This is a genomic window from Burkholderia sp. LMG 13014 (assembly GCF_905232215.1).
Lineage (GTDB): Bacteria > Pseudomonadota > Gammaproteobacteria > Burkholderiales > Burkholderiaceae > Burkholderia.
In genome coordinates, this window is the sequence record NZ_CAJNKE010000201.1 from 1 (window position 1) to 9,775 (window position 9,775).

13 protein-coding genes are annotated in these 9,775 nt (G+C 64.9%); 8 read left to right on the forward strand and 5 right to left on the reverse strand.

All coding sequences use genetic code 11. From position 1 onward, the window contains the following. The 6 genes from JYJ84_RS19710 to JYJ84_RS19735 form a co-directional block, all read left to right on the forward strand. Positions 1 to 567: SDR family NAD(P)-dependent oxidoreductase (locus tag JYJ84_RS19710; protein WP_205189389.1), on the forward strand; the 567-nt coding region annotated here is incomplete at its 5' end. Positions 568 to 605: 38 nt separating this feature from the next. Then, the gene (locus JYJ84_RS19715; RefSeq protein ID WP_175219599.1) at positions 606 to 1,355 is read left to right on the forward strand and encodes an electron transfer flavoprotein subunit beta/FixA family protein; all 750 of its coding nucleotides are present in this window, start codon (positions 606 to 608) and stop codon (positions 1,353 to 1,355) included. 16 nt (positions 1,356 to 1,371) lie between these two features. Continuing rightward, a complete protein-coding gene (locus JYJ84_RS19720) occupies positions 1,372 to 2,316 on the forward strand; it encodes an electron transfer flavoprotein subunit alpha/FixB family protein (protein WP_175219597.1) in 945 nt (314 codons plus the stop codon). A 3-nt stretch (positions 2,317 to 2,319) separates the two neighbouring features. Next, entirely contained in the window at positions 2,320 to 2,847 is a 528-nt protein-coding gene (locus JYJ84_RS19725) for a transferase hexapeptide repeat family protein (RefSeq protein ID WP_175219595.1), read from the forward strand. Between the two features lie 95 nt (positions 2,848 to 2,942). Then, positions 2,943 to 3,191, forward strand: a complete 249-nt coding sequence (locus JYJ84_RS19730) for a hypothetical protein (protein ID WP_122947133.1) — start codon at positions 2,943 to 2,945, stop codon at positions 3,189 to 3,191. 268 nt (positions 3,192 to 3,459) lie between these two features. Continuing rightward, complete coding sequence (locus tag JYJ84_RS19735; RefSeq protein WP_043186617.1) at positions 3,460 to 3,759, forward strand: hypothetical protein; 300 nt, start codon at positions 3,460 to 3,462, stop codon at positions 3,757 to 3,759. A 42-nt stretch (positions 3,760 to 3,801) separates the two neighbouring features. Here the strand turns inward: JYJ84_RS19735 and JYJ84_RS19740 are convergent, their stop codons facing one another. Further along, complete coding sequence (locus JYJ84_RS19740; RefSeq protein ID WP_175219593.1) at positions 3,802 to 4,266, reverse strand: cupin domain-containing protein; 465 nt, start codon at positions 4,264 to 4,266, stop codon at positions 3,802 to 3,804. 357 nt (positions 4,267 to 4,623) lie between these two features. Then, positions 4,624 to 5,085, reverse strand: coding sequence for an Lrp/AsnC family transcriptional regulator (locus JYJ84_RS19745; RefSeq protein ID WP_175219591.1), 462 nt, complete (start codon positions 5,083 to 5,085; stop codon positions 4,624 to 4,626). Positions 5,086 to 5,201: 116 nt separating this feature from the next. On the opposite strand from JYJ84_RS19745, the gene JYJ84_RS19750 reads away from it, so the two are divergent. Further along, complete coding sequence (locus JYJ84_RS19750; protein ID WP_175219589.1) at positions 5,202 to 5,834, forward strand: LysE family translocator; 633 nt, start codon at positions 5,202 to 5,204, stop codon at positions 5,832 to 5,834. Here the strand turns inward: JYJ84_RS19750 and JYJ84_RS19755 are convergent. Then, a complete protein-coding gene (locus tag JYJ84_RS19755) occupies positions 5,831 to 6,256 on the reverse strand; it encodes a DUF6331 family protein (RefSeq protein ID WP_175219915.1) in 426 nt (141 codons plus the stop codon). The genes JYJ84_RS19750 and JYJ84_RS19755 overlap by 4 nt on opposite strands. 34 nt (positions 6,257 to 6,290) lie before the next feature. Further along, a complete protein-coding gene (locus tag JYJ84_RS19760; protein ID WP_175219587.1) occupies positions 6,291 to 7,136 on the reverse strand; it encodes a GNAT family N-acetyltransferase in 846 nt (281 codons plus the stop codon). 148 nt (positions 7,137 to 7,284) lie between these two features. Here JYJ84_RS19760 and JYJ84_RS19765 point away from each other — a divergent pair, with 148 nt between their 5' ends. Then, a complete protein-coding gene (locus JYJ84_RS19765; RefSeq protein WP_236027468.1) occupies positions 7,285 to 7,812 on the forward strand; it encodes a VOC family protein in 528 nt (175 codons plus the stop codon). A gap of 163 nt (positions 7,813 to 7,975) precedes the next feature. Here JYJ84_RS19765 and JYJ84_RS19770 read toward each other — a convergent pair. After that, a partial coding sequence (locus tag JYJ84_RS19770) for a TonB-dependent receptor domain-containing protein (RefSeq protein WP_205189390.1) occupies positions 7,976 to 9,775 on the reverse strand: 1,800 nt, incomplete at its 5' end.

The window sequence follows — 9,775 nt, forward strand, 5'->3', positions numbered from 1 at the left end:
GACGTGGCGCGCGTGTTCGGCGAGATCGTCGCGCGCTTCGGGCGCCTCGACGTGCTCGTGAACAACGCAGGCATCGAAGGCCACAACGTGCCGACGCACGAGCTCACGCTCGCGCAATGGCAGCGCGTGCAGGACGTGAACGTCAACGGCGTGTTCCTGTGCACGCGTGCGGCGATTCCGCATATCGATGCGGCCGGCGGCGGCTCGATCGTGAACCTGTCGTCGATGTACGGGATCGTCGGCGGGCCGGACGTGCCCGCTTATCACGCGTCGAAGGCCGCGGTACGGATGATGGCGAAGGTCGACGCGATGCTGTATGCGGCGAAGAACATCCGTGCGAACTCCGTGCATCCCGGCTATATCCGCACGCCGATGCTCGAGGAAGCGTTCCGCCAGATGGGGCAGGACCCCGATCGCGCATTCGAGTACATGCAGACCAACGTGCCGATGGCGAAGATCGGCAGCCCGCGCGATATCGCGGCGGGCATCCTGTATCTCGTGTCGCCGGCAGGCCGCTACGTGACGGGCGCGGAGCTCGTGATCGATGGCGGGTTTACCGCGCGCTGATGCGACGCGGCGCACGCAACGGAACAGGAGACAGGCAGTTGAAAGCGCTCGTGGCAGTGAAACGCGTGGTCGACGCAAACGTGAAGGTCGGCGTGAAATCCGACCGGACCGGCGTCGACATCGCGAACGTGAAGATGTCGATGAACCCGTTCGACGAAATCGCGGTGGAAGAAGCGGTGCGGTTGAAGGAGGCCGGCATCGTGACCGAAGTGGTGGCCGTGTCGGTCGGTGTCGCGCAGGCGCAGGAAACGCTGCGCACGGCGCTCGCGATCGGCGCGGATCGCGCGATCCTCGTCGAGTCGAATGACGGCGTCGAGCCGCTCGGTGTCGCGAAGGTGCTGAAGGCATTGGTCGACAAGGAGCAGCCGCAGCTGGTGATCCTCGGCAAGCAGGCCATCGACGACGATTCGAACCAGACGGGCCAGATGCTGGCCGCGCTGGCGGGTTTGCCGCAGGCGACGTTTGCATCGAAGGTCGTGGTGGCCGATGGCCGCGCGACGGTTGCACGCGAAGTCGACGGCGGCGCGGAAACGCTGTCGCTTCGACTGCCCGCCGTCATCACCACCGACCTGCGCCTGAACGAGCCGCGCTACGTGACGCTGCCGAACATCATGAAGGCGAAGAAGAAGCCGCTGGACCTCGTGAAGCCCGACGACCTCGGCGTGGATGTGACGCCGCGTCTGAAGGTGCTCGAGGTGAACGAGCCGCCGAAGCGCGCGGCCGGCGTGAAGGTGCCGGACGTGCAGACGCTGGTCGGGAAGCTGAAGACCGAAGCCAAGGTGCTGTAACAGGGAACGCAAGGAAATGACGATTCTGGTGATCGCGGAACACTGCAACGCGTCGATCAAGGCCGCGACGCTGAATGCGGTTGCTGCCGCACAGGCGCTCAATGGGGCTGGCGGCGGCGACGTTCACGTGCTCGTCGCGGGCCACAATGCGCAACGCGTGGCCGACGCAGCTGCGAAGATCGCGGGTGTGTCGAAGGTGCTGCTGGCCGATGCGCCCCAACTGGCTGACGGTCTGGCCGAGAACGTCGAAGCGACGGTGATGACCGTCGCGAACGGTTACTCGCACATCGTTGCGTCGGCAACGGCCTACGGCAAGAACATCGCGCCGCGCATCGCAGCGAAGCTGGATGTCGCACAGATCTCCGAGATCACGGCCGTTGTGTCGGCCGATACGTTCGAGCGCCCGATCTACGCGGGCAACGCGATCGCAACGGTACAGTCGAGCGATCCGGTCAAGGTGATCACGGTGCGTGCGACGGGTTTCGATCCGGTGGCAGCGGAAGGCGGTAGCGCGGCGGTCGAGAGGATCGAGGCGGCGGCCGATGCGGGCAAGTCGCAGTTCGTGAGCCGTGAAGTGACGAAGCTTGACCGTCCGGAGCTCACGAGCGCGAGCATCGTCGTGTCGGGCGGCCGCGGGCTGGGCAGCGGCGAGAACTATACGAAGGTGCTGGAGCCGCTGGCCGACAAGCTGCATGCCGCACTGGGCGCATCGCGCGCGGCGGTCGACGCGGGCTATGTGCCGAACGACTACCAGGTCGGCCAGACCGGCAAGATCGTCGCCCCGCAGCTGTACGTCGCGGTCGGCATCTCGGGGGCGATCCAGCATCTGGCCGGCATGAAGGATTCGAAGGTGATCGTCGCGATCAACAAGGATCCGGAGGCGCCGATCTTCAGCGTGGCCGACTACGGTGTGGTGGGCGACCTGTTTACGCTCGTGCCGGAAGCGGTCGCGGCGCTCTGACCGATGCCGCTGTTCGAATTCAACGGGATGCGGCCGCGCGTTGATCCGTCCGCGTATGTCGATCCGAGCGCGGTCGTGATCGGCGACGTGACGATCGGCGCGCGCTGCTACATCGGTCCGCATGCGAGCCTGCGCGGCGACTTCGGCGCGATCGTCGTCGAAGACGGCAGCAACGTGCAGGACGGCTGCGTGTTGCACGTCGGGATCGGCGAGACGTGCCGACTCGGCGTCAACAGCCACATCGGCCACGGCGCGATCGTGCATGGCGCGACGCTCGAACCCGACACGATGATCGGGATGAACGCGGTCGTGATGGACGGTGCGACGATCGGCGCGACGACGATCGTTGCCGCGTGCGCGTTCGTGAAGGCCGGCTACGACGTGCCGCGCGGCGTGCTGCTCGCGGGCATGCCGGGGCGCGTCGTGCGGCGGCTGAGCGACGCCGAGATCGGCGCGAAGGCGAACGGCACGCGGATCTATCAGCAACTGGCAGCGGATTGCCTGAGGACGATCAGGCGGGTCGACGGATGAGCCGGCATCCGGGCGGGCCAGGATGCGACGGATTGCCGGGCAGGTTGCCGTTGCCGTAAGATCGGCACAGGCTTTCCCATCGGCATCCGCGTCACATGAAAAAGAACGTTCGTTTGCGGCTCACAGTCATTGCGTCGGTATTTGCGGTCTACAGCGTTTACATGCACATCCAGCAGTTCATCAGTGGTTGCGTGTGGGTCAGGGGCCATCAGCGCTGCAGTTTCGAAAACAGCGCGAATTTCGAAGGCTGGATGGATCTCGATCTGATGATCGCCTGCTGCTGGGTCGCCGCGGCGGTGGTGGGCTGGATTTCCGTCGTGCAGGCCGCGAAGAAACCGGGTTGACGGTCGAGCCCGGACACGAAACCGCTCGCTGTCAATCCGTGACAACGATCATCGGCGAAGCGCTGCCGGAATCGTCGGAACCGCATTCGGATCGCCCGTTCCGCGGGCGTAATCGCCCGACAGGTTCGGGACCCGGTCGACTGTCGACGTGCAGGTCGGCGGCATCGGCCTCGGCATCCGCGCGCCGCCAGCGGAACGCGTTGTGCTTTTTCCTTCCGTACCGGGATAATGATCCGGCGTCGCGCACGCTGCGCGCGGGGAGGCTCCCATGCAATTTCCGACGGGTTCGGTGGTCGCGCTCAGTTCGGCCGCTGCGACGATGTTTTCGATGGGCATGCTGTTTCTCGGCTACTGGGGTTGGCACGAGCCGCTGCCGTGGCGGTTCGGCGACTACGTCGTCATCCTGCCGGCGCTGGCCGGATTCGCGTGCCTCGTCAGCGTGCCGTTTCTCGCCACATCGCCGATGAAGACACCCGACGACGAGTCGCGGATGTTCGTCGCGCGGCGCGTGTTTCTGTGCGGCGCAAGTGCGTTGTGGTGTGCGATCGTCGCGTCGCTGGTCGTGTGAGATGCCAGGCTTTGGCCGATCCTGCATCGAGCGATGCGTGCGTTACGCAGGAGCCGTGTCGAGATCCACGAAGACCTTGTTGGCGCCTGCCTTGTACAGCCGCTTGCCGAGCTTCGGATAGTCGCACACGTCGTGTTCCGGACGGTCGCCCGCCACGAGATAGACCAGCGGCAGATCGCCGGTATTCAGCATCGTGTGCGCGGGGCCGCCGCGCGGAAATCCCATGAAGTCGCCCGGGCCGATCGCATAGGTATGGCCATCGACGACTGCTTCGCCGGTTCCCGAAAGGATATAGACGCATTCCTCCGCGTAGAGATGCCGGTGGTATTCGGTGGATTCGTGTCCGGGCATCAAGGTCATCAGATGGAAGCCGAGTTGTGTCAGCCCGGTCGCGTCGCCAAGCGACCGCTTCAGGCGGACAGCATTGCCGTTCAACGGATGGACCGAATGTTCCGGTTCCATCGCTGCGATGTCGGCGGCTTTCAGCACTTCACGCGGGGTGTTCATCGTCGGTCCTTTCCGGGAATCGGGGCACCAGTGGTGCGGCGAGTATGAATCATAGGGGCTGGCGTTGGCGACAGCGTCGCCGCGCGCGCTTGAATGACGGCGATAGGGGCAGGGCCGCGTCTTTCATCGCGCGATGCTACGTAACGCAGGGCCCGCGTTACGCACGCGTTACCCAGGGCGCAAGGCTTGATCGCTGCCGTGAGGTTGAAGCCGGAGGCCATGCGTCGCGCCCCGGAAGGCTATCGGGACGCGGCGGCCGGGCGGCTGGATGAAGTCGTCGTGGATGCCGATCGCAGTGGCACGATAGCTGCTTGCCGGGATGATCGAGCTGAAAGCGAGCAGGCGCCTCCCGATGCGTCAATCGCGCGTGACGTCGCGCTGCGACGGCGGCCGCGACAACCCGCGTGCGGGCAGCGGCGTCGACATCACGATCGACGTGCGTGTTTCGCCGTACAGGTTGATGCGTTCGATCAGTTGTTCGAGATGGGTCATGCTGATCGCGGCAAGCCGCATCATGTACGAGTCCGAGCCCGTCACGTGATGGCATTCGACGACTTCGGGAATCGTCTCCAGTAACCGGAGGAATTTTGCTTTCGCCGGTTGCGGCACGGTGATGCCGATCAGCGCGCTGACCGGATAGCCGGCCGCGGCAGGATTGATCCGGGCCGTGTAGCCCTCGACGACGCCGGCCGCCTCGAGGCGCTTCACGCGTTCCGTCACCGCCGGCACCGACAGGTGCACCTGGCGCGCCAGCTCCGTGTAGCTGATGCGGCCGTTGGCCTGCAACAGCGCCAGTACCTTCCAGTCCAGATCGTCCATTGCGGCGGGATTTTTTAAGGTGGAGTGGCCATTTTTCCTTAAAAACCGCATTCAGCGATGACCGGACTTTCCCTACGATGCCTGTTCAACACATTACATGTCGCAAGGAGCAGGCGATGCTGTTCATCAAATCCGTCGTGATGGGGCTGTCGATCGCGGTGCCGGTCGGCCCGATCGGCATGCTGTGCATCCAGCGCAGCCTGAGCCGCGGCTTTCAGGCGGGATTCGCGACGGGTATCGGTGCCGCCTGCGCCGATGCGATCTACGGCCTGCTCGGTGCGCTCGGCATCGCGGGTGTCGTCACGGCATTCCCGATGTTGACCGTCGGGTTGAAAATCGGTGGCGGCGCGTTCCTCGTGTGGCTGGCGTGGAGCATTGCGCGCCAGGCGCCGGCCGCGTCGACGGCGCAGCGCGACCTGCCGCGCACGACCGTCCTGCGCGATTTCGTGACGACGTTCGGCCTGACGCTGTCGAACCCGATGACGATCCTGTCGTTCGTCGGGATTTTCGCGGCGCTCGGCCCTTTGTCGGGGGCGCGGGAAGAGGCGATGTGGCCGGCCGTGGCGCTGATGGTCGCTGGCGTGTTCATCGGCTCCGCGACCTGGTGGCTGTGCCTGAGCGGGACGACCGCCGCGCTGCGCACGAAGATGCCGTTCGCGTTCATGCACGGGCTGTCGCGCGTGTCGGCCGCGGTCATCGCGGGATTCGGCGTGATTCAGGTCGTCGCGGGCATGCGCGGTATCGTCTAGGTCGAGGCGTCGCGCGCGTCGCGTTGCGACCGGATGGCGTCGACCGTCGTCCGGAGATGCGCGAGCAACGCGAGCATCGCCGCTTTCCGAAAATACTGGTTCATTCGTGTGCTGACGACGAGATTGGACGGCAACGCGTCGATCGAACGCTGAACCGACAGCAGATCGTCAGCGAGTTGCGCCAGCGCTTCGCGATCCCGCGTGCCCACCGCACCTGCGATCTCGTCCGGCCAGAAAACGAACGCGTCGATGCCGCAGCATTCGGCGACGCAGTCTGTCTCCAGTGCATCGATCAACGGCATGACCGCTGCCAGACAGGGATCGATCGCGACCGCCTGCGCCTGCTCGCCCGTCGGATCGCCGAATTCGATCCAGCGATCCGGGCCGATGCTGATGTCGTTCTTGTGTGGTTTGTCGTTCATGGGTTGACGCTCGAGCGGTTCAGTTTCGTGGCGATCACCCCAGCTCGAACGACGTGACCCCGAACACGCGATCGAGCGCAATCGCCGGTGCGTCGTTCGTGTACATCCGTGCGGTTTCGAAGACGCTCGTCATGCCGTGCCGCTCCGCCAGCGCGACGGCCGCCGGGTTCGTTTCCGGCACATCGAGCACGATGATCTCGCCGGGCATGCGCGCCGCCAGCGCGCGAAGCAAACCGGTGGCAACGCCCGCGTCATCGGCGAACAGTGGGCCGATCTTGCAGCCGGTCTGGCAGCGGCGCACGACACCGTATCCGGCGACGCGGCCGGCGTCGAGTGTCGCGAGCGCAACCGCATCCGGCTGCGCGATCCACGCGGAGACGAAACGCTCGCGCGCCGCGGGAAAGCACTGGCGATCGTAGGCGAGCAACTGTTCGAACGGCACGTCGGCCGCTGCCACCACGTGCGCGCAACCGATGCCGTCCACGCGCCCCTCGTAGCGGATATTGCGGTACGCGAGCTCGAACCCGGACTTCCTGTAGTTCGCCTGCTGGGCCAAGACACCGTCGAGCCCGATGTTGCGGACACCGAGGTAACGCATGCCGTGCTGCCAGATCCGCATGCCGAAGCCTTGGCCGCGGAACCCGGGTTTCACGATGTAGAGGCCGATGAAGCCAAAGCGTTCGTCGTAGGCGACAGCGGCGAGGCACGCGACCGGCTCGCCGCGCCAGACGCCGACGAAGAACCCGGCCGGGTCCGCGTTCCTGAAACAGGATGGATCGTGCAGGCCGGGGTTCCAGCCTTCTGCAGCCGCCCATTCGACCGACATGGCTATCTCGTCGGCCGACATGGTGCGCACGATGAAGTCTCCGCCTTGATCCATGGTTCACTCCAGTCGCTGCGCTCGAGATTGCGCGTTGCGTTACGGAACAGGCATCGGGGAAGCGCGGGCAGGCAGCCTCCGTGGCTGCCGATCGGGCCATCATAATCCCACGAGCGGGGGTGAGCGTGGGGCGCACGCCGTGCCGCCAATGGATGACACGCTCTCGGTCGAAGCGGATCGCGTGGCTGCGCTTGGCGAATGTCGGGGATTTGAGCGAGTGGCGGGCAAGCGCCAACCACTTGATGAAGCCGATGCGGACGCTGTTGTAAGCCAATCATATTGGCGTCTGATACATTTTTGCGCGTATCCATCTCGGGGACACGTCATGAAGCTTCGAACCGTCTATTTGAAGGTGAATGATATGGAGCGGTCCAGCTCCTTTTGGCAACGACTTCTCGGATATGAACCGGTCAAGCGGTCCGGGAAGTGGACTGAATTCATGCTCGGCACAAACCGGCTGGGCCTTCTGCTAAACGACTTTGGCGACGAGTTCAAGGGCAGCGGCTCGGTTCCCGTCTTTGAGTTCGAAGAAGACGCGCTCCACGAATTCGTGAAGCGGGCAACAGAAAACGGGGCCACCGTTGTGGTGGACGGGTTGAAAGTCGAGTCGATGAAAAGCATCGTCCTGTGCAGCCCCGACGGACACGAGTTCGAGCTCTGCATGTGCCACACCTAGGCGGCGGAGCTGATTTGGTCGTTTGTCGCATTGTCTGGTGAACGGCTGCCCGGCGGCGACGATCGGCCATTTCACGCGTCACTGTCAAACATCCGCCGGCACTGGGCACAGCTTTCCGATGGGAGGCCTCGCCGCACATCGCATCAAGGCCTCCCATCCCCGATCAGAACGTATAACTCACCTTCCCGAACGCCGTCCGCCCAAGGGTGTTGTACCCATACGCGGTCATATACTGCCGATCGAACAGATTCGACACCGTCGCCGACACGGTCAGGTGCGAATTGATCCGGTACGACGCGCGCAGGCCCACCGTCAGATACGACGGCAGATAGGTCGAGTTCGCCGGATCGTCGAACGTCGTGCCGCCATAAAGCAGCGACGCCCCCGTGCTCAACGCATGCAGATGCAGCTCGTCCCACGTGTGGTCGATGTTGAGGCTGACCGTCTGGCGCGGCCGGCGGTTGAGCCAGGAGTCGTTGGTCTCGTCCTGCGGATTCAGGATCCCGACCGCAAGGCTCACCGGCGTCGAGCGGCCGATCGTCCCCTTGTACGACAGGTCGATCCCGCGAATATGCGCGCGACCGATGTTCATCGGCGAGAACGTCGCCGGGTTGTACGCGATCAGGTTGGTGACCCGCGTGTCGTAGATCGCCGCCGTGAACGTGCCGTACGACGTGTTCGCATCGACCGCAGCCTCGACCGACGTGTTGCGTTCCGGCCTGAGATTCGGATTGCCGTAGCCGGGGTAATACAGGTCGTTGAACGACGGCAGCCGGAACGCATTGCCGTACGACACGCGCGCCGTGTACACCGGCGTGATCGCCCACGACAGCGCGGCGTTACCCGTATTCACCGACTGCCCGGCGATGATTTCATGGCGCCCCGCAAGGAACATCGTCACGCTGCCGAGCGTCGCCGACTGGTGCAGCGAGAACGCGGAATCGTTGCGCGTCGGCACGCCGTTCGGAATATCGACCGGCAGGAATGCCTGCTCACGCGTGAAGTCGTACGCGAGCTTGGTCTCGCCCGACAGCGGCAGCCCGAACAGATGGAATCCGCGCTCCTGATGCGTCAACGACGTCGACGTGCTGATGCGCTGCGAATTGATCTGGTCGGTCGGGATGGTCGGATCGCTCGCGTAGATGAACGCGCGATCGTTCGAATAACCGAACGACTGGTCGAACTGCGTATCGGGCGTGATGTCGAGGTGGAACGCGATACCGGTCGTCAGCTGATGATCGAGCTGGCGGTTTGCATAGCCGCTGTTGTCGTAGGACAGATCGGACCGGTGATACAGCGCGAATGTCGAGATCGACCAGTTGTCGCGTGCGTAGCCGAGGCGCGCATCGAGATCCTGCGCGTGGTACGGGTTGCGGCCGGCCTCGTGATACGGGAATACCGGCCGCGTCGCGTCGATGCCGGCCGTGTTGTACGAGTGCAGGCCGAGCGAGTAGGTGAGCCCGCCGAGCGCGGCGAGCGGCCCGGTCGACGGCACCGTGCCCGACGTGCGCAGTTGCGTGTCGAACGTCTTGTTCGACCCGCCGCCGAACGACACGGTGGTCTGGTTCGGCTGGTTGCCGGCGCGGCGCGTGAAGAGCTGCACGACGCCGCCCATCGCATTGGCGCCGAACGACGCGGCGGCCGGCCCCGAAATCACTTCGACACGTTCGAACGCTTCGGTCGGCAGGTCCGCCCACGGCGCGATGCCGGTGGTCGACGAGCCGATCCGGATGCCGTCGATGAACACGGCGACCTGGCTGGCCGACGAGCCGCGGATGCTGACCGACGCGGACGAACCGGGGCCGCCGTTCTGCGAGACGGTCACGCCGGGCAGTGTCGCGAGCGCTTGCGTGATGCTCGGGTCGCTCGGCGACAGCCGGTCGAGATCGGTGCGCGTGAGCACCTGGGTCGTCGCATAGCGTTGGTTGAACGACTCGGGCAGCCGACGCGTGTCGGTCACGTT